18 protein-coding genes (1 of these 18 cut by a window edge) are annotated in these 23,075 nt (G+C 69.1%); 5 read left to right on the forward strand and 13 right to left on the reverse strand.

Annotated elements, in window-relative coordinates:
• Positions 1-247, reverse strand: partial view of a CBS domain-containing protein gene (locus tag DJ017_RS15830; RefSeq protein ID WP_111529618.1) — the 5' portion only. It extends 182 nt beyond the left edge of the window; the window shows 247 of its 429 coding nt (coding positions 1-247); it begins with the start codon at positions 245-247; its stop codon lies beyond the left edge, outside the window.
• 136 nt (positions 248-383) lie between these two features.
• Positions 384-1,106, reverse strand: a complete 723-nt coding sequence (locus DJ017_RS15835; RefSeq protein ID WP_165830652.1) for a rhomboid family intramembrane serine protease — start codon at positions 1,104-1,106, stop codon at positions 384-386.
• A 166-nt stretch (positions 1,107-1,272) separates the two neighbouring features.
• Here DJ017_RS15835 and DJ017_RS15840 point away from each other — a divergent pair, with 166 nt between their 5' ends.
• A complete protein-coding gene (locus DJ017_RS15840) occupies positions 1,273-4,179 on the forward strand; it encodes a M16 family metallopeptidase (RefSeq protein WP_111529619.1) in 2,907 nt (968 codons plus the stop codon).
• Positions 4,180-4,202: 23 nt separating this feature from the next.
• On the opposite strand, the gene DJ017_RS15845 is transcribed toward DJ017_RS15840, so the two are convergent.
• The 8 genes from DJ017_RS15845 to DJ017_RS15880 form a co-directional block, all read right to left on the reverse strand.
• The gene (locus DJ017_RS15845; RefSeq protein WP_111529620.1) at positions 4,203-5,828 is read right to left on the reverse strand and encodes a carboxylesterase/lipase family protein; all 1,626 of its coding nucleotides are present in this window, start codon (positions 5,826-5,828) and stop codon (positions 4,203-4,205) included.
• The gene (locus tag DJ017_RS15850) at positions 5,825-7,114 is read right to left on the reverse strand and encodes a spinster family MFS transporter (RefSeq protein WP_111529621.1); all 1,290 of its coding nucleotides are present in this window, start codon (positions 7,112-7,114) and stop codon (positions 5,825-5,827) included. Before DJ017_RS15850 ends, DJ017_RS15845 begins: the two co-directional genes overlap by 4 nt.
• A gap of 173 nt (positions 7,115-7,287) precedes the next feature.
• The gene (locus tag DJ017_RS15855) at positions 7,288-7,962 is read right to left on the reverse strand and encodes a TetR/AcrR family transcriptional regulator (RefSeq protein WP_111529622.1); all 675 of its coding nucleotides are present in this window, start codon (positions 7,960-7,962) and stop codon (positions 7,288-7,290) included.
• A 47-nt stretch (positions 7,963-8,009) separates the two neighbouring features.
• Positions 8,010-9,617 (reverse strand): AMP-binding protein, encoded by a 1,608-nt coding sequence (locus DJ017_RS15860; RefSeq protein WP_111529623.1) that lies wholly within the window; start codon positions 9,615-9,617, stop codon positions 8,010-8,012.
• Between the two features lie 72 nt (positions 9,618-9,689).
• Complete coding sequence (locus tag DJ017_RS15865) at positions 9,690-11,861, reverse strand: TonB-dependent receptor (RefSeq protein WP_133255469.1); 2,172 nt, start codon at positions 11,859-11,861, stop codon at positions 9,690-9,692.
• Between the two features lie 197 nt (positions 11,862-12,058).
• Positions 12,059-13,717 (reverse strand): choline dehydrogenase, encoded by a 1,659-nt coding sequence (locus tag DJ017_RS15870; protein ID WP_111529625.1) that lies wholly within the window; start codon positions 13,715-13,717, stop codon positions 12,059-12,061.
• A 93-nt stretch (positions 13,718-13,810) separates the two neighbouring features.
• On the reverse strand, positions 13,811-14,593 hold the full coding sequence (locus DJ017_RS15875; protein WP_111529626.1) for an enoyl-CoA hydratase-related protein: 783 nt from the start codon (positions 14,591-14,593) through the stop codon (positions 13,811-13,813).
• 64 nt (positions 14,594-14,657) lie between these two features.
• On the reverse strand, positions 14,658-15,185 hold the full coding sequence (locus DJ017_RS15880; RefSeq protein WP_111529627.1) for a gamma carbonic anhydrase family protein: 528 nt from the start codon (positions 15,183-15,185) through the stop codon (positions 14,658-14,660).
• Between the two features lie 314 nt (positions 15,186-15,499).
• Here DJ017_RS15880 and DJ017_RS15885 point away from each other — a divergent pair, with 314 nt between their 5' ends.
• The 3 genes from DJ017_RS15885 (at position 15,500) to DJ017_RS15895 (ending at position 18,285) form a co-directional block, all read left to right on the forward strand.
• Positions 15,500-16,267 (forward strand): PhoH family protein, encoded by a 768-nt coding sequence (locus DJ017_RS15885; RefSeq protein WP_111529628.1) that lies wholly within the window; start codon positions 15,500-15,502, stop codon positions 16,265-16,267.
• Between the two features lie 108 nt (positions 16,268-16,375).
• Positions 16,376-16,816, forward strand: coding sequence for a MarR family winged helix-turn-helix transcriptional regulator (locus DJ017_RS15890; protein ID WP_111529629.1), 441 nt, complete (start codon positions 16,376-16,378; stop codon positions 16,814-16,816).
• Positions 16,813-18,285 (forward strand): MFS transporter, encoded by a 1,473-nt coding sequence (locus DJ017_RS15895; protein ID WP_111529630.1) that lies wholly within the window; start codon positions 16,813-16,815, stop codon positions 18,283-18,285. Before DJ017_RS15890 ends, DJ017_RS15895 begins: the two co-directional genes overlap by 4 nt.
• 34 nt (positions 18,286-18,319) lie before the next feature.
• On the opposite strand, the gene DJ017_RS15900 is transcribed toward DJ017_RS15895, so the two are convergent.
• Complete coding sequence (locus tag DJ017_RS15900) at positions 18,320-18,556, reverse strand: DUF5961 family protein (RefSeq protein ID WP_227000166.1); 237 nt, start codon at positions 18,554-18,556, stop codon at positions 18,320-18,322.
• Positions 18,557-18,876: 320 nt separating this feature from the next.
• On the opposite strand from DJ017_RS15900, the gene DJ017_RS15905 reads away from it, so the two are divergent.
• Positions 18,877-19,110 (forward strand): hypothetical protein, encoded by a 234-nt coding sequence (locus DJ017_RS15905; protein ID WP_111529631.1) that lies wholly within the window; start codon positions 18,877-18,879, stop codon positions 19,108-19,110.
• Here DJ017_RS15905 and DJ017_RS15910 read toward each other — a convergent pair.
• Positions 19,107-19,373 carry a hypothetical protein gene (locus DJ017_RS15910; protein WP_133255470.1) on the reverse strand — a complete coding sequence of 89 codons (267 nt, stop codon included), beginning with the start codon at positions 19,371-19,373 and terminating at the stop codon, positions 19,107-19,109. The two genes, DJ017_RS15905 and DJ017_RS15910, sit on opposite strands and share 4 nt — an antisense overlap.
• Before the next feature lie 69 nt (positions 19,374-19,442).
• Positions 19,443-22,979 carry a family 16 glycosylhydrolase gene (locus DJ017_RS15915; RefSeq protein WP_111529633.1) on the reverse strand — a complete coding sequence of 1,179 codons (3,537 nt, stop codon included), beginning with the start codon at positions 22,977-22,979 and terminating at the stop codon, positions 19,443-19,445.
• Positions 22,980-23,075: the final 96 nt, after the last annotated feature.

A 23,075-nucleotide genomic window follows, 5' to 3' on the forward strand; every position in this document is an offset into this window, starting at 1 on the left:
CGGCGAACAGCACGTCCCTGGTCATGTAGCGCGCCACCGGCACGCCAAGCGCGCCCGGGCCGTCTTCGGCCAGCGCCCGCACCAGGTCCCGCTCGGAGACGATGCCCACCACCTGTTCGGCTTCCAGCACCACCAGCGCACCGACACGCCGGGCGTGCAGCAGGCCGGCGACAGCGCTCACCGCTTCTGTGGGGGCCACGGTGAAGACCAGGTCGCCCTTGGTCTTGAGGATCTGCGAGACAAGCATCCTGTCTCCCTCGCTCTTCCGTCCGTTGGAAGAACACTGTCACGCAATCGCCGGGGACGGGCAAAGCACGGGCTCGTGATCTGGTCCCGCTCGTTATCTGGAATTCCCTTGGAATATCGGGGGGAAGACCCGGCGTTCAGCCGCGACGGAAGAGCCGCGCGAACAGTCCGAACAGCAGCACGCCGGCCACGAAGCCGGCCACGTGGGCCTCCCAGGCGATCCCCGCGCCGGCCGCGCCGGGCACGAAGCCGGAGCCGATCACCCCCACAAGGACGTTCACGGCCAGCCAGGCCCCGCCCATGCCGAGCACGGGCGACGAGATGATCTTCCCGACCCGCCCGCCGCCGGCCATCAGCCGCGACGCCGCCCCCATCAGGCCCGAGATCGCCCCCGAGGCCCCGACCAGGGGCATGGGGCTGCCGAGGTGCAGGCCGGCATATCCAAGGGACGAGAGCACCCCGCAGACCAGATAGAAGCTGAAGAAGGCGAGCGCACCCTTGGCGCCCGTCCCGAAGAATCGCGCCACCGGCGTCGCGAAGGCCAGGCCGAAGGCGGCGTTCATCAGGGCATGGCCCCAGTTGCCATGCAGGAACAGGGCGGTGAGCAGGGTCCACCAGCGCCCCTCGTCCAACCCCGCCGGCGAAAAGGCGAAGCTGGCCGCCACCAGATCCAGCGAGAAGCGCGATTGCAGCGCATAGCCGCCGAGGATGATCGCCACGAGCAGGAGCGCCGGCCACGGCGCATTGAAGATCGGCTCCCGAACCGGTTCGCGCTCTTCCGGCGTCGGCTCGGGCCTGGACCAGGGCCCGCGCGCGGGCGTCTCTTGGAACAGATGGATCGGTGGCGGGTGGATCGGCATCCCCTCCCATTTAGGCGCTAATGCTCGAACGCGCGAGGCGTGACGGGCTCGCCGCAGGGGACTCGCCATTCAATGTCGCCGCCCGCCCGCTTCTCGCCTTGCGGGCGCCACGAGCCTCCGCTTTGTTGCAGGCCTCCGAGACATTTCAGAGTTTCAGGACCGCTCGATGACCCGTCCCCTGCGCGCGAGCCTCGCGCTCGCCGCCACGCTCTCGCTTCTGGCCGTCAGCGGCGCCTTCGCCCTCTCCCTTCCCCACCTTCCGCACATTCCGCGCGTCGGGCCGCACGCCAGCGAGACCGCGCCGCGGGCCGCCAGGCTGAAGCCCGGCGAATGGCCTCAGGCCCGATCGGACGTCCAGGTCGACCCCGACATCCGCTTCGGCGCCTTGCCCAACGGCATGCGCTACGCCATCCGCAAGCAGTCCATTCCCGCCGGACAGGCGGCCGTCCGATTCTACATCGACGCCGGGTCGCTGGAGGAGACCGACGCCCAGCAGGGCCTCGCCCACTTCCTCGAGCACATGGCCTTCAAGGGCTCCAAGGCGGTGCCCGAGAACGACATGATCAAGATCCTGCAGCGCCATGGCCTGGCGTTCGGGGCCGACACCAACGCGTCCACCGGCTTCAGCCAGACGATCTACAAGCTCGACCTGCCGCACACCGACGACGAGACCGTCGACACCTCGCTCATGCTGATGCGCGAGATCGCCTCCAACCTGACCCTCTCGCAGGAGGCGATGGACCATGAGCGCGGCGTCGTCCTCTCCGAGGAGCGCACCCGCGACACCCCCAGCTACCGCATCCTGAAGTCGCGCTTTTCCTTCCTCTTCCCGGGCCAGCGCCTGCCGACCCGCTATCCCATCGGCCAGGTGGATGTGCTGAAGACGGCTCCGGTCAGCCAGATCGCCGATTTCTATCACCGCTATTACCGGCCCGACCGCGCCGTGCTGGTCGTGGTGGGCGACTTCGACCCCGCCGCCATGGAAGCCAAGATCAAGGCCCGCTTCGGCGACTGGACGCCGGTCGGCCCGGCCGGGACCGATCCGGACCTCGGCAAGGTGAAGCCGCGCGAGACCGAGGCCAGGCTCATCGTCGAGCCGGGCGCGCCGCTCGGCCTGCAGATGACCTGGGTGCGGACGCCGGACCTGTCCGCCGACACCCTCGCCAAGCGCCGGCGCGAGATCGTCCGCCTGCTCGGGTTCCAGGTTCTGAACCGCCGGTTCCAGGCGCTCGCCCGCTCGCCGCAGCCGCCGTTCCTCGCCGCCGGCGCCTTCAAGGCCGACCAGGAGCATTCGGCCGAGGTCACCATGGTGGTCGCCAACGCCGCGCCCGACCGCTGGCAGCCGGCCCTCGACGCCATGGAGCAGGAAACCCGCCGCGCGGCCCTGTACGGGGTGCGCCAGGACGAGCTCGACCGCGAGATCGTCGAGCTGCGCGCCAGCCTGAAGGCCGCGGCCGCCGGCGCGGCCACCCGTCGCCAGGCCGAGCTGGCCGACGAGATCGTCGGATCGCTCGACGACCAGGAGGTAGTGACCAATCCGGCGCAGGATCTCGCCTTCTTCGACTCCGCCGTGAAGGACCTGAAAGCCAAGGACGTGTCCGAGGCGCTGAAGTCGCTGTTCAACGGCGCGGGCCCGCTGCTGTTCGTCTCCACGCCCAAGCCCGTGGAGGGCGGCGACCAGGCCCTGCTGACGGCTCTCAAGGCCTTCCAGAAGACGGAGGTCTCGGCCCCGGCCGCGCAGGCGCAGGTGACCTGGCCCTATGAGAGCTTCGGCCCGCCCGGCAAGGTCGCCGAGAGCAAGGACATCACCGACCTCGAGACCACCTTCGTCCGTTTCGAGAACGGCGTGCGCCTGACGGTGAAGCCGACCAAGTTCCGCGACGACGAGGTGCTGGTCCGGGTCAACATCGGCCGCGGCATGCTCGACCTGCCCCGCGACCGCCAGAGCCTGAAGTGGGCCTCGGGGGCGGTCATCGAGGGCGGCCTCAAGAAGATCAGCAACGAGGACATGGAGCGCGTGCTCGCCTCGAAGGTGTTCGGCGCCACCTTCGGCGTCGGCGAGGACGCCTTCGTGCTTTCCGGCACGACCCGGCGCGAGGATCTCGACACCGAGCTCCAGGTGCTGACCGCCTACGCCTCCGAGCCCGGCTGGCGTCCGCAGGGCTTCGAGCGGATCAAGGCCGCCTCCAAGACCCTGCAGGACCAGTACGAGGCCACCGATTCCGGCGTCCTCGGCCGCGACCTGTCGGGCCTGCTGCATGGCGGCGACCGCCGCTTCACCTTCCCCAGCCGGTCCGAGATGGCGAGCGCCAGCCTCGCCGACCTGCAGGCCCAGGTCGCCGGCCACCTGGCCCAGGACCCCATCGAGCTGGTGGTCGTCGGCGACGTCAGCGTCGAGGCCGCCACGGACGCCGTGGCCCGCACCTTCGGCGCCCTGCCGCCGCGCAAGCCGCTGCCGCCGCTCGACCCCGCCCAGGAAAAGGTCGCGTTCCCTGCGCCGACGGCTCAGCCCCTGGTCCTGACGCACAAGGGCCGGGCCGATCAGGCGATCGCCTACATGGCCTGGCCGACCGCCGACTTCTGGTCCAATCCGCAGCGCGCCCGCGAGGACGCGGTGATGGGCGAGGTCATGGGCCTGCGGCTGATCGAGCAGATCCGCCAGGTCCAAGGAGCGACCTATTCCCCGTCGGTCAGCTATTCGCACAGCCTGGTCTGGACCGGCTGGGGCTATGTCTCGGCCGCGGTCGAGGTGCCGCCGCAGAAGCTCGACGGCTTCTTCGCCGACGTCGCCAAGATCGCCGCCGACCTTGCCGCCAAGGGCCCGACCGCCGACGAGCTCGAGCGGGCCAAGAAACCGCGCATCGACGCCATCCGCAAATCCCAGGTGACCAACCAGTACTGGCTGAGCGAGCTGTCCGGCGCCCAGGAGGATCCGCGCCACCTCGACTTCATCCGCCAGCTCGTGCCGGGCACCGAGCGGGTCAGCGCCGTCGACGTCCAGCGCGCCGCGGCGACCTTCCTGCAGGATGCGAAGGCCTGGAAGCTCGAGGTCCGCGCCCAGTCGGCGAAGTAGCCAGTCGGCGAAGTAGCCGGGTCCTAGCGACCCGGCAGGACCGGCGACCACAGGCCGACGTTCCAGTTCCAGGGTTGGTCGCCGGCCGCGCGCCGGCGGCGGATCACCTCCTCGTGCAGGTCGTACATGCCGGGCATCAGGCCGTCGGCCGGGCGAGGCGCGTCGCGGAACGCCATGTAGGCGCGGGACCGGTCGTAGGCCGGCCAGGCCGGCTGCCCCTCGGCCGTCGGCGCGCCGGTCTTCGCGAAGCTGGTCCAATAGCCGATCATCGCCTGCGAAAGCCGCTGCTCCGCGTCCGCCCGGGGCGGCTTGGGCCAATGCGGCCCGACGCGGTCGGCCGTCCCGAACACATAGGGAAGCTCGCTGGCGTGGAAGGCGTGCAGGCCGGCGAAGTCCGCGTCCGGATAGCCGTGATCGAACAGATAGAGATAGGCCGGCTGGCCGATCGCGGTCTGCTTGGCCGCCAGCCGCTCGGCGGTCCAGCCGTAGAGCCCGTCCCGCGTCGCGGCCAAGATGCTCTCCTCGAGGTTGGTCGGCGGATAGAGGCGCAGGTAGGCGTCGGCCAGGTCGCGGTAGCGCTCGCGGATCGCCGCCTCGTAGATCGCCGCGCTCGCCGGCGGCCGCGCCGCCAGCATCCGCAGGGAGCGGATCTCGCCGGCGTTGAACCCGGCCAAGATCGGCACGGGCGCCTGCTGGCCGCGGTCGAAGACGTCGACGAGCTGGCCGGCCAGCACCTTGCCGTCCACTGCGCCGAAGGGGGCGAACCCGGCCGCAGCCGCCGCCCGGGTCAGGGCCTGGGCGTCCATCGCCCGCAGGGCTGCGATATCCGGCGACTTGAGCTTGTCCGCGAGCGCCAGGCCCGACTGCTCCGCCGATGGGTGGCCGTGCGCCGGCGCCTTCAGCTCCGGCGTGGAGATCATGTAGGCGCTCTCGGCGATCGCCTTGGCGAACAGGCCGCGGGCCGGCGGCGAGGCCATGAGGTACATGACGCTCAGGCCGCCGGCAGATTCACCGGCGATGGTGACATTGGCGGCATCGCCGCCGAACGCTGCGATGTTGCGGCGAACCCAGCGCAGCGCCTCGATCTGGTCCAGCAGGCCGTAGTTGCCCGAGACGCCCCCGGCCGACTCCGCGCTCAGCCCCGGGTGGGCCAGCCAGCCCAGCACGCCGAGCCGGTAGTTGATCGAGACCACCACCACGCCGCGCTCGGCCAGCTTCCTCCCGTCGTACATCGCCTCGGCGCTCGCGCCAGTGGTCAGCGCCCCGCCGTGGATCCAGACCAGCACCGGCGCCTTGGCCGCGCCCTTCGGCGTCCAGACGTTCAGCGACAGACAGTCCTCGCTCATCGGCGGGATCGGGTCTTCGTAGATGCCGCCGGGCGCCGCCACCGGCTGGACACAGGCCGCGCCGAACGCGGTGGCCTTGCGCACGCCTTGCCAGTCGGGCGCCGCCGTCGGCGGCCGCCAACGCGCCTGGCCGACCGGCGGCTGGGCGTAGGGGATGCCCTTGAAGACCTCCACGGTCCCGTCCAGCCGGCCCTCGACAGCGCCCACCGGCGCCCGCGCCACCGGGCCGGCGGCCGCGAGGGCGGGCCCGGTGAGGGCGAGAAGCGCGGCGCCCGCCGCGAGGAGCGCGCCGCGCAGGTTCATGGCCGGGCGGCCTGGGCGTCGGCTTCGCGCTTCAGCACCCAGGTCAGGGCCAGGAAGATCAGAATCGCCAGGGCGTAGAAGGGCGTGAGGCTCAGGAAGGCGAGCTGCAGCGAGTTGGTCGGATGCTCCGGCCGCAAGGCGTCGCTCACGGCGCCCACGAAGGTCGGTCCCACGCCCATGCCGGTCAGGTTCATGATCAGCAGCAGCAGGGCGCCTGAGAGGACGCGCCGGTCGGGCCGGACCTCCTCCTGGGTCAGGGTCACCGAGGCGGAGAGATAGAAGTAGTTCAGCGTCGTCGGTCCGGCCAGGAAGGCCAGGGCCACGGGCCAGGTCGGGGCGAAGATGAAGCCGAAGAAGAAGGGTGCGGCGGCCAGCAGCGAGACCGCCGGAATGAGGGCGTAGGCCGGCTTCCAGCGGGTGGCGTAGCGGTCGAGCACCCGGCCCGAGACGAAGATCCCGCCGCCCATGCAGATCGCCACCAGGATCGCGTAGTAGAGCGCCACCTCCTGCAGCGTCATGCCCTTCTCGCGCATCAGGAAGAGCGTGGAGAAATTGCCGGCGCCGTAGGTGATGATCTGGGTGACCCCGCCGCCCAGGGCGACGAGCACCAGGGCAGGGTTGGAGAAGAACGCCTTCACGGTCGGCCAGAATCCGGCCTTCGCCGCGCCGACGTCCGCCTTGGCCGGAGCGTCGAGGCCGCCGCGCTTCGGTTCGCGCACCACGCTCACGACGATGAGCGCCGCCAGAATCCCGGCGGCGCCGAGGACGATGAACGCCGGCCGCCAGCCGTAGGCCGCGGCGATGGAGGCGCCGATGGCGACGCCCAGGGCTTGCCCCACCGGCGGACCGAGGTTGAAGATGCTCAGCGCCGTGCCGCGGCGGCCCGGCGGGAAGTAGTCTGAGATGATGGCGTAGGAGGGCGGCACGCCGCCGGCCTCGCCGACCCCCACCGCCATGCGCGAGGCGACGAGCTGCGGATAGCTCGCCGACAGGCCGCAGGCCATGGTCGCCGCGCTCCACAGGCCGCAGGCGACCGCCAGCAGGCGCACGCGGTTGGTGCGGTCGGCGAGCCAGCCCACCGGGATGGCGATCAGGCAATAGAACAGCGCGAAGTAGAGGCCGCCGATCTTGCCGAGTTGGCTGTCGCTGAGGTGCAGGCTGTCCTGGATCGGCTTGGCCAGGATCGACAGGAGCTGCCGGTCCAGGAAGTTGAGCACATAGACGAAGGCCAGGATGCCCAGAACCACCCACGCCCTGGCACCGGTCCGCTGCTCGGCAGCGGCCATCGGCACGCCTTCGGATACCTGGCTCGTCAACCCGGCGCCCTCCCCCATTGGTTGCCGCATCGATCTGTCCGCCGACGCTCTGGTGGAGCATGCCGCCCCTCGGCGCGCGGCGTCAATACTCACTCACGCGAGGATGAATGTATTTCGGACTGCCCATCCAACGCTGAGAAGGGTCAGGTCTCCTGCAGCGCCAGGAACCCCGCCGCCATGAACTTGGCCATGCGCCGCTTGACCGCCTTGAAGTCGTCCGAGTGGCACAGCCCCCCCGACAAGCGGTCGATCCGTCCGGTCCGCGCCAGGGTGTTCATCAGGGACCCGGTGACGAAGTGGTATCCCCAGAAGATGTCCTCCTCCGGGGTGTCGGGCAGCGCCCGCTTGAGGATCGACACCAGCTTCAGGACCACCGGATCGAAGTGGACGTCCATCAGCGCCGCGCCCTCCGGGGTGTTGCTGACCCGCGCGCAGAAGGCCGCGTAGTTCATCCACGGCTCGCCGCCCTCGACGTAGAGGTCGAGGTCGGTGTCGAGGAAGGCGTGCAGCGCCCCCTCCACGGTCGGCTTGTCGCCGGCCTCCGCCTCGTAGGCCTCCAGCGCCGCCATCCGACGGCCGCTCGTCGTGCTCGCGCGCCGCGCGAAGACCGCCTCGAACAGGCTCGGCTTGTCATCGAAGTAGTAGTGCAGCAGCGTCGTGTGCACCCCGACGCGCTCGGCGACGTCGCGCAGCGTCACGCCGTGCAGCCCATGCTGCGAGAAGAGGTACTCGGCCGCATCGAGGATCTGTTCGAGCGTCTCCGCCCGCTGCTCCGCCTTGGTGCGGCGAACGCGCTTCGCCGTAGGACCCTCGGCCATCCCGCCAACCCCTTCACTTCACGCGGGATCCAGGCTCGCGCCGCCCCTCAAGATCCGGAGCCGTGCTGCGCCAAGTTCCCCTCTGCGTAGTCGGCACGCAGCCTGTTCTTGTCAATCTTTCCCGTCGCCGCCAGCGGCATGGCGCCGATCTGCACCACCTCGTCCGGCAGCCACCAGTCGGCGACCTTGCCGCGCAGCCCCTCCACCAAGCCGCGAGGATCGATCGATTGCCCCTGCCGCGGCTCGACGATCAGGACCGGGCGCTCGCCCCATTTGGGGTCGCTACGGCCGATCACCGCCACCTGTCCGACGGCGGGATCCCGGCCGACGATGTCCTCGATCTCCGCCGGATTGATCCACTCGCCGCCCGACTTGATGAGGTCCTTCGAGCGGCCGCAGATCGTCAGGGCGCCGGACTCGTCGATGCTCGCGAGGTCGCCGGTGTCGAAATAGCCCTCGTCGTCGAGCGCATCGCTCTGCGCCTTGAAATAGCGGTCGACGACGCTCGCCCCCTTGACCTTCAGATGGCCCACCACCCCACGCTGGCGCGGCAAGGTCACGCCGTCGGCATCGGTGAGCTTGAGGTCGAGCCCCATCGGCGGCCGCCCCGAGGCGCGGACAGCGCTCGCCGGCGCATCGGGCGGCGCGATCGTGCCCACCGGCGAGAGCTCGGTCATGCCCCAGCTGGTCTGAACCTGCGCCCCGAGCCGATCCTCCAGGCGCCGGATGAGCGCCTCCGGACAGCTGGAGCCGCCGATCAGCACCCGCTTGAGGTCGGGCAGTTCGCCGCCCGTGGCGTCCAGATGGTCGACGACGCCCAGCCACACGGTCTGGACGCCCGCGGCGATCGTGACGCCCTCGTCGCGCATCAGTCTCGCCAGGCTCGCTCCGTCCGCCTGGCGTCCGGGCAGGACCAGCTTGGCCCCCACCGCCGGCGCGGCGAACGGCAGGCCCCAGCCGTTGGCGTGGAACATCGGCACCGCCACGAGCAGGCTGTCGCTTCCGGTCAGGGCGATGGCGTCGGCCTGCAGGGACCGGAGGGTGTGCAGGTAGTTGGACCGGTGGGTGTAGAGCACGCCCTTCGGCTGCCCCGTCGTTCCCGACGTGTAGCAGAGCCCGGCCGGCGTCTCCTCGTCGAAGCCGCCCCACGCGGCTTCGGCGCCCAGGGTGGAGAGCAACGCCTCGTAACCCCAGACCCGCGCCGCGTGGCCGGCCAGATCAAGGGAAGGCGGAACCGGATCATCGAGCAGGATGATGTGCTCGAGACGAGGACAGAGGGCGGCGAGCTCCGCCGCCAGCGGCTGAAGATTGCCGGCGGCCGCCAGCACCCGGTCCTCGGCCTCGTTGACCATGGCGGCGAGGTGAGCCGCCGTCAGGCGCGGATTCAGGGTGTGGCAGACCATCCCCGCCCCCATGGCGGCGTAGTAGGTCTCGAGGTGATGCTGGGTGTTCCAGGCGAGCGTCGCGATCCGATCGCCGAACCTCAGCCCGAGCGCCAGAAGGGCGCCGGACAGGCGATTGCTGCGGGCGCGCAGGTCTTCGTAGCTGGTTCGGCTTGGCCCCCTTCCACCATGCGCCGCGACGATCTCTCGATCCCCAGTCCACTTGGCGGCGTGGTCCAGGAACTTGTCGACGGTAAGGGAGTAGGACTGCATGAACCTTGGCTACGAACCGGAGAAGAAGACGGCCGCCGGCTGGGACCAGCGCGGCGGCCGTGGGGAGCGTCGTCAGAACGGCTTCATGATGCTGATGCCGAACTGCCGCGGCGCGCCGGCGATGCGGATCGGCGACAGGAGAGCGGCGACGTAGTGATCGTCCGTCAGGTTGTAGCCGTAGAGGGTCGTGACGAGATCGCCATGCGTCCAGGCGAGCGAGGCGCCGACGATGTCGCGCGGGTCGAGATGGTCCCCGGCCGCGCGATTGTCGAACAGGGTGCCCCACTGCTCCGAGATGTGGCTGTAGGTGACCTGAGGCGTCAGGGTGTCGCCATTGGCCAGGTGGTAGTTGTAGCGGGCGCTGGCGTTGAAGGTGAACTCCGGCGCGTAGGTCTGGGGATTGCCGCCGAGATTGATGCAGCTGGCGCTGGCCGGACCCGTCCGGGGATCGCAGGGCCCGGAGCGTGGCAGCCGCGGATCCTGGGTCCAGAAGGTCCCGATCTCGCTCTTCGTCCAGCCCGCCCCGAGATCGAAGGAGAGGTCGCCGAACACGGCCTGGGCCGAGGCCTCGATCCCGTAGAGCTTGCTGGGATTGGGGTTATTCTGCTCGGTCGTCTGCAGCGGATTGTTGGGGATCGGCAGGATCACCTGGAAGTGCTTGAAGGTGTTGTAATAGACGCCGATCTGGGTGCGCAGGTGGTTGTCGAGCAGGTTCGATTTCCAGCCGGCCTCGTAGTCATAGACCAGCTCCTGGCGGAACGGCGGGGGCAGCACGCCGCCGCCGAAGTAGAGCGGACCGTTGAGGCCGCCCGGCTTCGCCCCTGAGGCCACGAAGGCGTAGAGGAAGTTGTTCGGGTCGAGCTGCCAGTTCAGCGTGACCTTGCCGGTCAGGTTGTAGCCGACCTCGGTCTCGTTGTCGGGATAGTCGATGGTCGGGAACTGCGGCACGTACCAGCGCACGTGGTTGACCGTGCTCCACTTCGAATACCGGGCGCCCACCTGCAGTTCGAAGCCGCGCGGCAGCTCGAAGCTCACCTGGCCGAAGGCCGCGGCGGTGTAGGTCTTGTTGACGCCGTCGAGCCGCTCGTCGACGACGCCCGGGGGCACGCCGATCAGGAAGCGGTTCTTTGGGAAGGTGTAGTCGTTGCTCTGATAGTAGGCGCCCAGCACCCACTTCATCGGCCCGGTGTCGGGCGAGATGAGGTTGAACTCCTGACTCCAGAGCCGCTCGTTCACCGCCTCGGCGATCCAGTAGTTGGGAGCCGCCGCGGCCGTGCCGTCGATGTCGCCCTTCCAGGCGGTGCGGCCCTTGGCGTAGCTGGAGATCGAGCGGAAGGTGATCCCGTTGTCGGCCACGTAGTCGACCTTGGCCGTCGAGCGGATGAACTGATCGGTGGCGAAGGTGTGGGTGTTGTTCGCGAACCGGAACAGGCTGTCCGTCGTCGGCTTGGTCATGGCGTCGCCGAAGTAGCCGCCATTCTGCAGGTAATCGTAGTCGGTCTTCCACAGCACCTTGAGCTTGTCGCTGGGCGTCCACAGCAGCGACAGGCGGACCGCGCCCCACTTCAGGGTCGGATCGCCCGTCCAGGGTCCGGAGATGTGGTAGAAGCTGTCGCGGTAGTTGGTGAAGAAGGCGACCCGCGCCGCCGTGGTGTCGTTGATGGGAAGGTTCACCGCCCCCTGCAGCCCGACATCGTCATAGTTGCCGTAGTGGCCGAGCAGGTATCCCGAATGGCCGCCGCCGATCTTCGGGTCGTTGGTGTTGACGATGACCGCCCCGCCGGTGGCGTTCTGGCCGCTGAAGGTGCCCTGCGGGCCGCGCAGCACCTCCACCCCTGAGATGTCGAAGTACGGCTCCTCCTGGATGTAGCCCGGGAAGGTCGTCGCGCCGTCGCGATAGGTGACGACGCCGGTCGAGGTCTGGGTGTTGTGCTCGCCCTTGCCGATGCCTCGGATGTTGATGTTGTTGCCCTGACCGAAGTTGTTCACCGTGATCGAGGGGCTGACGAACTGCAGCTGATCGACGGTGACGACGCCCTTCTTGGCCAGGTCGTCGCCGGTCAGAACGGTGGCCGCGATGGCCGTCGACTGCAGGTTCTCGGTCCGCCGCTCGGCGGTCACCACGAGCTCCTGAAGGGTGTTGGCGTCGACCGCCTTGGTCGATTGCGCGGTCTGAGCCTGAGCCAGCCCGCCCCATCCGAGCGCCAGCACAGAGGCGCTCAACCACATTGCGTGGATCCTCACGATTCCCTCCCCAACCCAAATTCGCCAGCGCTCTTCGGCGCGCGCAGTGACGCTAGTTGAGTTCGCGAGAACGTCAATACTAATTCACGCGTGAACGAATATCATGCGGGCAGTGGACGATCGCGCATACGAAAACACGCGGGCCGGAGACCGGCCCGCGTGCTCTGGAGTTCCGTGCTGGAAGGGCTGAGCCGGCCTCAGGCGGCCTTCTGACCGTCTCCGAAGACCGGCGCGTCGTCGGGCGCCAGCGCGGCGCGGCCGCGGATCATGTCGGCCGCCTTCTCCGCGATCATGATGGTCGGCGCGTTGGTGTTGCCGCCGACCAGGGTCGGCATGACCGAGGCGTCGACGACGCGCAGGCCGGCGATGCCCTGCACCCTCAGCTCGCCGTCCACCACGGCCATGGCGTCGCCCGCCGCGCCCATCTTGCAGGTGCCCACCGGGTGATAGATCGTCTCCGCGGAGCGGCGCACCCAGGCGTCGATCTCGGCGTCGGTGCGGACGTCCTTGCCCGGCGAGAACTCCGGCCCGCGATAGGGATCGAAGGCGGCCTGGGCCCCCACCTCGCGCATCATCTTCACGCCCTCGCGGATGGCCCGGCGATCCTCCTCCGTGGCGAGGTAGTTGGCGAAGATCGCCGGATCGGCGAGCGCATCGGCGCTCTTCAGGCCTACGCGGCCGCGGCTCTCCGGACGCAGCTGGCAGACGTGGAAGGTGTAGCCGTCCTTGTTCACCTGCACCTTGCCGTGGTCCTGCATGATCGCCAGGACGGTGTGGATCTGCAGGTCGGGGCGATCGAGATCGGGACGTGAGCGCAGGAAGGCGCCGCTTTCCAGGAAGTTCTCGCGGCCGATGCCCTTGTTGAACAGGGCGTAGTTCAGGCCGACGCCGAGGGTTTTGATGATCCCCTTGCGCATCGAATAGATGGTGATCGGCTTGGGGCACTCCCAGCTGATCGTCACGTCCAGGTGGTCCTGGAGATTGGCGCCCACGCCGCGCAGGGCGTGCACGGTCTTCATCCCGAGCTTGCCGAGCTCGTCCGGATCGCCGATCCCGGAAAGCTGCAGGATGTGCGGCGACTGCACCGCACCGGCGGAGAGCAGGACCTCGGCGTCGGCATAGACGGCGCGCGGCTGCTGCGACTTGCCCTCGACGACCTCGACGCCGACGGCGCGGCCGTTCTCGACCAGGATGCGGGTCGTCCGCGCGCCGGTCAGGCAGGTGAGGTTCGGCCGGCTCAGCGCCGGATGCAGGTAGGCCCGCGCGGCGCTCCAACGCTGACCGTCCTTGATGGTCATCTGGTAGGGCCCGAAGCCCTCCTGCTGGAAGCCATTGAAGTCGCCCGTGACGGGATAGCCCGCCTGACGGCCGGCCTCGATTGCGGCCTTGTAGATCGGGTTCGGCGAAGCCGCCTTGGAGACGTGGAGCGGCCCCTCCCCGCCGTGCCAGGCGTCGGCGCCGCCTTCGAAACTCTCGGCCCGCTTGAAGTAGGGAAGCACGTCCGCATAGGACCAGCCGGCCAGGCCCATCTGCCGCCACTGGTCATAGTCGCGCGCGTGGCCGCGGATATAGATCATGCCGTTGATCGACGAGGAGCCGCCCCAGCCCTTGCCGCGCGGCCACCACAGACGCCGGCCGTCGAGGTTCGGCTCGGGCTCGGTCCAGAAACCCCAGTTGTATGGCCCCTGCTTGCCGATCAGGCCGCCGACGCCCGCCGGCATCTTGACCATCAGCGAATTGTCCTTGCCGCCGGCCTCGAGCAGCAGGACCTTGACGGACGGATCCTCCGACAGTCGGGCGGCCAGGACGCAACCGGCGGAGCCGGCGCCGATGATGATGTAGTCGTAGCGATCCATGGCGTTTCCCGATGTCGGAGACCTGTGGTTATTGGCGCGCGAAAGTGACGGAGGCGTCACTTTCTGGCAAGAGGCGCCGTCTGCGGCCCTCCCTCAGCGGCCCTTCCATTGCGGGGCGCGCTTCTCCGCGAAGGCTTTCGGCCCCTCCACGAAGTCCTCCGAGGTGAAGAGCGCGCGGATCGCCGGATACTTGTTCTGGGCGGTGATCGCTGCCTGGAGGCTCGGCTCGGCGAGGCCCGTGTATACCGCCTCCTTCGACGCGCGGATCGACATCGGCGACAGCTCGCAGATCTGCTGCGCCCAGCGCTTGGCCGCGGCCATCAGGTCGGCGGCGGGGACCACCTCGTTGACGAACCCGAGCTCCTTGCCCTCGGCTGCCGAAACACGGCGGCCGGTGAGGATCATCCCCATCGCGCGCTTCGTGCCGATCTCGCGGGGCAGGCGGTGCAGGCCGCCGGCGAGCGCCGCCAGGCCGACCCGCGGCTCCGGAAGGGCGAAGGTCGCCGCCTCCGAGGCGACGATGATGTCGCAGGCGAGCGCGATCTCGAAGCCGCCGCCCATGGCCACGCCGTTCACCGCCGCGATCAGCGGCTTGTTGAGGTCGAAGCGCGAGGTCAGGCCGGCGAAGCCCGAGGCCGGGCTGCCCATCTTGCCGCCGCCGGCCTGGTGCTTGAGGTCGTTTCCGGCCGAGAACGCCCGGTCGCCGGCGCCGGTGACGATCGCCACCCACTGCTCCGGGTCGTCGCGGAAGGCGTTGAACGCCTCGTCCAGCTCGAAGTGCGCCGGCGAGTGCAGCGCGTTCATCACCTCCGGCCGGTTGAGGATGATGGTGGTGATCGGGCCGTCCCGCTCCACGCGGATGAATTCGTACGCCATGAGCGCCCTCCGTCAGGTTTGGCAGCGACGCTTCGTCAGGCGCCGCTAGGTCCGTCAACCGGCCTCAGCCACCGGCCATCTCGCGCTTGTAGCGCTTCCAGTTCTCCACGTAGTGCGCCGAGCCGCCGACGATCATCGCCGCCTGCTGCGGGGTGATCTCGCGCACGACCTTGCCGGGGGCGCCCATGACCAGCGAATTGTCCGGGATCTCCTTGCCCTCGGTGATCAGGCAGTTGGCCCCGATCAGGCAGTTCTTACCGATCTTCGCGCCGTTGAGGACGATGGAGCCGATGCCGACGAGGGAATTGTCCCCGATCGTGCAGCCGTGAAGCATCACCATGTGGCCGACGGTGACGTTGGCGCCGATGGTCAGGGGGGAGCCGGTGTCGGTGTGCAGCACGCTTCCGTCCTGGACGTTCGAACCCTCGCCGATGACGATGGGATCGTTGTCGCCCCGAAGTGTCGCACCCCACCAGATCGAGGCGTTTTTCTTGAGCACGACTCGGCCGATCACGGCCGCGCTCGGCGCAATCCAGTATTCGTCATCATTCGGCAATTCAGGTGTCACGTTTCCTAAATTGTAGACAGCCATCCGAACTCCCCTCTTCTTGCGACAATAGCGCTGTTTAACCGTTCCGAAAGGACGATAGGATCATTCTAGTCGGGCGATTCGAGGGGGTGATAGCCGCCTCGGCTCGCCGCGGGAACCTTCATCGGTCCCACGCCTCGCGCTGGACGGAGTTTGATGGCGTCGCGTCTGTTGTCCTTCGGGGCCTCACCGCCCGGACCAGAGCCTACCGAGCCGCCGGGCCGGGCATGCCGCCGCCGCTCTCCTTCATTCCCAGTCACCCCCAAGGGCGATCCGTTGCGGATACGCCCTTTTTTCTTGTCCCCACGGAGGCCTTGATGAGCAAACGAGCCTTGAAGCGACAGCTGCGCGAAGGCGCCTTCGACGCTGGTCAGTTCGAGGGGGACGATAAGATCCGCCGGCTGCCGGTCGATCGCGGCGGCTGGACGCCTCTGGGACATCACAACGACGAGCGCGAGCAGGGCTACCTCAAGACGATCAAGGCGAAGTCGCCCGGACAGGAAGAGCTGATCAAGGCGATCGACGAGAAGAACCTGGTGCTGGCGCTGGGTCCTGCGGGCACCGGCAAGACCTACCTGGCCATCGCCAAGGCGGTGGAGGCGCTGGAGAGCGGGCGCGTCGGGCGCATCGTGCTGTCGCGCCCGGCCGTCGAGGCCGGCGAGTCGATCGGCTTCCTGCCCGGCGATGCGGAGGACAAGCTCGCGCCCTACCTGCGGCCGCTCTACGACGCCCTCTCGGACAGGCTGTCAATGAAGCGGGTGCGGGCGCTGATGGCCGAAGGCGCCATCGAGATCGCGCCGGTCGGATTCATGCGCGGCCGGACGCTCAACAACGCCTTCGTCGTCATCGACGAGGCCCAGAACTGTACCTACGTCCAGCTGAAGATGCTGCTGACGCGGCTGGGATGGCACTCGACCATGGTGGTGACCGGCGACCCCAACCAGTCGGACCTGCTGCCCGAGCTGTCGGGCCTCGCGCCCGTGTCGGAGCGGCTGGAGCAGCTCTCCAACATCTCGGTCGTCAGGCTGGAAGAGCGCGACATCGTGCGCCACCCGCTGGTCGCCGACATGCTCGGCGTCCTCTAGGCAGGCATCCTGGACCAGACCTGCGAGCGGGGTCCTCGCGGACCCCGCTTTTCTTTTGGCCGAATGGCGCTTGCGCCGAAAAGGTAGTTAGCCTACCTAACTACCCACATGCCCGACAGCGATCCCGACATCACCCGCCTGGCCGACGCCCTTCGGCCGGCGCTGCTGCGCGTCTCCCGGCGCCTCAGGCAGGAAGCCAACCGCGTCGGCCTCTCGGCCCAGGACGCCCTGCTGCTGGGCGCGATCCTGAAGCGCCCGGGCATCGGGGTCAGCGAGCTCGCGGACCTGGAACAGACCTCCAAGCCCACCATGTCGGCGCACGTGAAGCGGCTGGAGGCCGCCGGCTGGGTCGAGCGTCGCGGCGACGCCCAGGACGCCCGGCGCGCGGGGCTGGTCGTCACCCCCGCCGGCGCCAAGCAGATCGAAGCCATCCGGCGCCTGCGGAACGATTGGCTGGCCGCGCGCCTTACCCGGCTCGGCCCCGCCGAGCGCGAGCGCCTCGCGGCCGCCGCCGAACCCCTCCTCCAGCTCGTGAGCCTCGAGCCATGAGCCCTGCCGACCGCGTCCTGGAAGCCCCCGAGATCACCTCCGACGCTCTCGAACGAGCCGGCGAGGCCGACGCGCTCGCGCGCGGCTGGCTGATCCCGGCGATCATCGGCTCGGCCCTGCTGATGCAGACGCTGGAAGCGACGGTGATGTCCAACGCCCTGCCGACCATCGCCCGGGCGCTGCACGAGGACCCGCTGCGGCTGAACATGACCATGACCATGTTCCTGCTGGCCTCGGCGGTCTGCCTGCCGGTCAGCGGCTGGATGGCCGACAAGCTGGGCGCCAAGCGCGTCTTCATGACCTCGATGGTGCTGTTCGCCGTCTCCTCGGCCGGCTGCGGCTTCGCCCAGAACCTGCCCGAGCTGATCGTCGGACGGATGTTCCAGGGCGTCGCAGCCTCGATGATGGCGCCGGTCGGGCGCCTGGTGCTGCTGCGCACCACGCCCAAGAGCGAGCTCGTCGGGGCCATGTCGGTGCTGACCATGCCGGCGTTGGTCGGCCCGGTGATCGGACCCATCCTCGGCGGCACCATCGTCACCTTCTTCAACTGGCGCTGGATCTTCTACATCAACCTGCCGGTCGCCCTCGTCGGCGTGGCGCTGGTGCGCGCCTTCGTGCCGAACGTGAAGGAGCAGGAGGTCTCGCCCCTCGACTGGGCGGGCATCGCGCTCACCGGCGTCGGCCTCGCCAGTCTGATCTTCGGCTTCGAGAACCTCGGGCGGGACTTCCTGCCGCCCGGCGAGGTGGCCGGCCTCTTCGCCCTCGCCGCCGTCTGCTTCGGCCTCTACTGGCGACACGCGCGCGGCAATCCGCACGCGATCATCGACCTCTCGATCTTCCGGGTGCAGACCTTCCAGGCCGGCGTGGTCGGCGGCGGCTTCTTCCGCATCGCCATGGGCGCGACGCCCTTCCTGCTGGCCATGCTGCTGCAGATCGGCTTCGGCATGTCGGCCTTCCGGGCCGGCCTGATGACCTTCATCTCGGCGGCGGGCGCCCTCGTCATGAAGACCACCGCCCCGCCGATCCTGCGCCGCTTCGGCTTCAAGCGGGTGCTGATCGCCAACGCCGTCATCTGCGGGGCGACCTTCATCGCCTACGCCTTCTTCCGGCCGACGACGCCGCACTGGCTGATCATGGCGGTGCTGGCCGGGGGCGGCTTCTTCCGCTCCCTGCAGTTCACCAGCCTGAACGGCCTGGCCTATGCCGAGATCGACCAGGACCGGATGAGCCGCGCCTCGACGACCTCGTCCATGGCCCAACAGCTCGTGCAGTCGGTGGGCATCGGCCTGGCGGCCATGCTGATCCACTTCATCGGCCAATGGCAGGGCGCGCGCACCCTGACCTGGCATGCCGTGGCGCCGGCCTTCGCGGCGATCGGCGCCATCACCTTCGTCTCGATCCTCTGGTACGCCCGCCTGCCGGCCGACGCCGGCGCCGAGCTGCACGGCCGTCCGCGCCGGCGGGTTTGATCGGTCGGGTCGGGTCAGGCGAAGTCTGGTCGGATCAGTCGCAGGGCTCGGTCTCGCCACTCGCCACGTCGACGCGAAAACACTGGCGCTCGCCCGTTTCGCAGTCCTCGACCATCAGGGCGACCTCGCCGTCCTCATCGGCGACCGGGTGGGCGTCCACGAACTCGAGCGCGGCGGCCTCGAAACTCGCCGCCTGAAGCTGGCGTCCCCTCGAGGGCGCATCCTCGACGCCATGGACGGAAAAGCGGCGCAGGGTGGCGTTTGGAGCCATGGAGTCCTCCTTTTGGGGACAACGCCTCACCCGAGCGATGGATTCAAAGGAACGCTCGCGCCGCTCATGGCTTCTCTACTGTTGAGCTTGCCGATGGAACTACAAACCGGACCTTTGAAACCCCTCGTTGGAAGTCGGGCGACCCCCAACGTCAAGTGGCTTCAAAAGGGGTTGTCTTATCTTTCATGCGTCGGTAGCGAAATGATCGTCGGCTGATCTGGATTCCGGGTCGGCGACATGTGTGGTGTCTCGGGATCGAACGACCATGGTCGATCGGGGCGACGCCCACTACGGGGGCCGTTTTCCCGGGTGTGAATTGGATGAACGACGAGACGAATTCAGAAGCGCAGAGCGAGGCCGAGGGCTTCGAAACGGGTGAACTCGGGGCCGAGGAGACAGCGAACTCGTCCCACGTCGAGAACCAGGCCGAGGCCGACCGGGCCGCCGAGGGCCTGCGCGAACAGATCGCCGCCCTGCGCCAGCAAGTGCGCGATGCGCAGGAGACGCTGCGGGACCATCAGCGCAAGCGCGAGATCCGCAACCCCAAGCGCTAACCCTGCCGGCGCGGAAGCGCCGCTTCGGGAAGCTCGTCCGCCTCGCCCGCAAACTCGGGGCCGATATCGATCTGGTGATCCGCCTGGGCGGCGAGCCGCGTCCAGAGCGCGGCCAGTTCGAGATGGGAGGCGCGCGCCTCGGGCGCAGATACGCGCTGAGCCATACGCAGGTGCATGTCGGCGAGTTCGCGGTAGCGATCGGCGCGCTCCGCAGGAGTCCTCCCCGACAGATCCCCACCCTTCGAATGTTGGGTTTCCGACATAGGGGCACAAACGCCGTCCGCGGCATCGGGTTGCCGACGCCGCGGGATTTTTTTTCAGGCGCCGCCGGATCAGCGGAAGATCCAGTCCCCGGCGGTCACGCTCGATGGGCCGACGTGATCGAGGGTCGTGACCAGGGTTCCCCACTGGTCCGCCGTGCCCTTTCCGTCGCGATCGAAGTAGAGCCAGGTGTCGCCCTGTCCGTCCGACAGCAGCTTGATGTAGCCGTCGGCGATGGGGTCCGAGCCGGCGTAGCCGACCTTGGCGAGCATCCCGGAGACGTCGATCTTGTCGGTCCCGTGGGTGAAGTCGGTGACGTGACCCGCCTGCCAGGGAACAGCCTGGAAGGCGAAGTGGTCCGCGGCGCCAGCCCCGGTCATGGTGTCCGGGCCCGTGCCGGCGATCAGGGTGTCGTTCCCCGCGCCGCCCACGAGGTTCGAGCCGCCGGCTTGACCCTGGAGGGTGACCCCGCCGGATGGGGGCGGCGGCGGCGGCGGCGGCGGCGGCGAAGGCGGCGGCGGGCTCGTCGCGCCGCCCGCGGTGAGCTGCGACCAGGTGAGGCCCGCGACCGGCACCCCCTGCAGATCGATGATGTAGTCCGGCCACTGGTGCGCCGTGCCGGTCCCGTCGGGATCGAACAGCACCTCGGTCCCGCCGTGCCCGTCGTCGAGCAGCCAGATCACCTTGTCGGCCACCGGATCGGAGCCCGTATAGCCCGCGTCGTGGAACAGGCCCGAGACGTCGAGGCGGTCGGTCCCGACCACGAAGTCGGTGACGTGGCTCGGCGCCCAGGGCTCGTGGGCGAAGACGAAGGCGTCGGCCCCACCGCCGCCGGTGAGCTGGTCGCCGCCCTGGCTGGCGTTGAGGGTGTCGTCGCCGGCGCCGCCCGTGAGGGTGTCGGGCGCGCGCGTCGCCGTGATCACCTGGCCGCTGCCGCTCGGGGGCGGAGGCGGAGGTGGCGGAGGCGGTGGGGGCGGCGGAGGCGGCGGTGAAGGCGGCGGCGGGCTGGCGCTCGCCCCGCCCGTGAGCTGGGCGTAGGTCAGGCCCGCGACCGGCACGTGCTGCAGGTCGATGACGTAGTCCGGCCACTGGTGGGCCGTGCCGGTCCCGTCCGGATCGAACAGGACCTCGGTCCCGCCCTGCCCGTCGTCCATCAGCCAGACGTACTTGTCGGCGACCGGATCGGAGCCCGTGTAGCCCGTATCGCGCAACATCCCCGAGATGTCGAGCCGGTCGGTCCCCACCACAAAGTCGGTGACGTGGCTCGGCGCCCAGGGCTCGTGGGCGAAGACGAAGGCGTCGGCCCCGCCCCCGCCGGTGAGCTGATCGCCGCCCCGGCTGGCGTTGAGCGTGTCGTTGCCAGCCCCGCCGGTGAGGGTGTCCGGCGCCGTGGCGGCGGTGATCACCTGCCCGCCGCTGCTCGGCGGCGGCGGAGGAGGCGGTGGTGGCGGCGGCGGTGGCGGTGGCGGCGGCGGGGGAGGAGGACTGGGCGGCGGCGGGGGCGAGGCCGTGCCGGTGTGGTCGTTGAACGGGTCGGCCCACACGTCATAGAGCTGCGAGTGCTGGCCCGAACCGTCGGTCCAGCTGACCACCACATCGCCCTGGGCGTCGATGCCGGCGACGTCGCCCTGCACCACCACCTTGGAACCGAAGTAGCCGTAGCCGTCGTAGCCGCGGGCGTCGATCTCGGCGCCGTTGTGCCAGGAGACCGCGAAGCCGCCGTGGGCGGTGGCCGCCTCGGTGATCGGGCCGCTGGCGGCGCCGAGCTGCTGCTTGGTCTGGCTCATGTCCGAGGTCTTCACGACGTCGGCCCAGGCGTTCTGAACGCCGCTGTCGCTCTGCACCCAGGTCAGCACGGCGTTGCCGTCGGAAAGGAAGGCGCCCTTCATCTGCAGCCCGGCGATCGTGCCGGTCGCCACGGCGGTGTTGGACGAATAGGTCGTCCCGTCCTTGTACGACGCGAAGACCGCCCCGCCTTGGTCCCAGATCAGCAGGGCCTTGGTCCCGGCCGCGTCGAGTTCGGCCTGCGAGGCGTGCTGAGGATCGGACGAGATCTGCACCACGTGGCGCGTCGTCACCGCGGTCCCGTCATCGGCGAAGGTCTGCACGCCGAGCGTCGGCTGGCCGGCGACGACGCCGCCGTTGACCTTCAGCGTGCCGCCGGGCGCGAGGGGCGTCAGGTGCTCCACCGTGCTCGAGCCGTCCGGCAGGGCGTAGGCCCGGATGTAGTCGATCTGCATCTGGGCGGGGAACTTGGCCGGATCGGGCGTGCCGCCGAACCCGCCGATCGCCATGTTGGCGATCAGGTACATCGGGTTGGTCCAGGTGGAGGGCGTCGGGGCCTGATAGACCGCCTGGTCGTCGTAGTAGAAGGTCACCGTGCCCGGCGTCCACATCATGCCGTAGGTGTGGAAGCCGGTGAGGTCGCCGGTCTTGAGCACATTGGAGAAGGCGGCGGCCTGGCCGGATCCGCCATAGCCGCGGACGAAGTCGATGTTCGACTGCCGGGCGATGTTCTCGGTGATGTCGGCTTCGATGCCCGAGTAATTCGGGTCGGGCGCCATCCAGAAGGCGGGCCAGGTCCCCGTCGCCGTGGTCGGCAGGGCCATGCGGATCTCGAAGAAGCCGTACTTCTGCTCGAAGATGCCGCGCGTATCGAGAAGACCCGAGGAGTAGCTGCCGCCATAGGCGTACTGCTGCAGGTCCTGCGGGATCGGCTGGGCGGTGATCGTCAGGGCGCCGCCGGAAACGCTGAACGGGTTGAGCCCCAGGGGGTGGTCGGACGTGCCCTGGAAATCGGCGCTGGTGTACATCTGCAGCTCGCCGTTGCCGAGCAGGCTGTAGTTGTTCGGATTGTGCGGATCGAAGCCGAAGGTCGCCTGCCAGAGCCCGGCTCCCTTCGAGAAGTCGTAGAGCTGCAGGCTGTTGAAGTCGTCGTTGAAGGTCTGGGGCCCCAGCTTCGAGCGGTCGAGCGGCAGCAGGAACTGGCCGGCGGTGAACGACGAGGCCGTCACATTGCGGAAGGTCAGGGTCTCGGTCGGGTCGAGCTTCAGCACCAGGTCCTGGCCCTGCTGGGTCATGGCCGCCTGGACGTCGGCGTACGACTTGAAGGCCGTGCCGATCAGCTGGATCTGGTCCTGAGCGTTCCAGCCATAGATGACGTCGTTGCCCTCGCCCGCCTTGACCATGAAGGTGTTGGCGCCGGCGCCGCCCACCAGCACGTCGTTGCCGGGCCCGCCGTAGATGGTCTCCGCGTCGTTGCCGACGACGATCAGGTTGTCGAGGCTGTTGCCCACCGCATAGTTGAAGGCCCCGGACGAGGTCAGGTTCTGGACGTTCGCCGGCAGGGTGAAGGAGTTGTAGGCGACGATCGTCTTGATGCCGGACAGGCCGTTGTCGACCCGCACGATGTCGCTCGGGTCCTTCACGTAGAAGATGTTGTCGCCGTTCGAGCCGATCAGCAGGTCGCCGGTGCCGCCGTTGGAATCGACAGACGACGGGCCGGTGGGCGCGGTCAGGGTCTCGTTGCCGGCAGAGGTGCCGTAGACATTGCTGGTGGGCGATGCGCTCTCGGGCATCACCTGGCCGAGGTAGTTGAGATAGGGCACGATCGGAAGCCTCCAAAGACGGGAAGCACAACTGTCGGGCCACGGCTCCGGTTCGCCGGATTTCGGCCAACCTGCGCAATTTTTTCCGTTGCGATC

Origin of the sequence: Phenylobacterium soli (genome assembly GCF_003254475.1) — a bacterium.
GTDB classification, from domain to species: Bacteria; Pseudomonadota; Alphaproteobacteria; order Caulobacterales; family Caulobacteraceae; genus Phenylobacterium; species Phenylobacterium soli.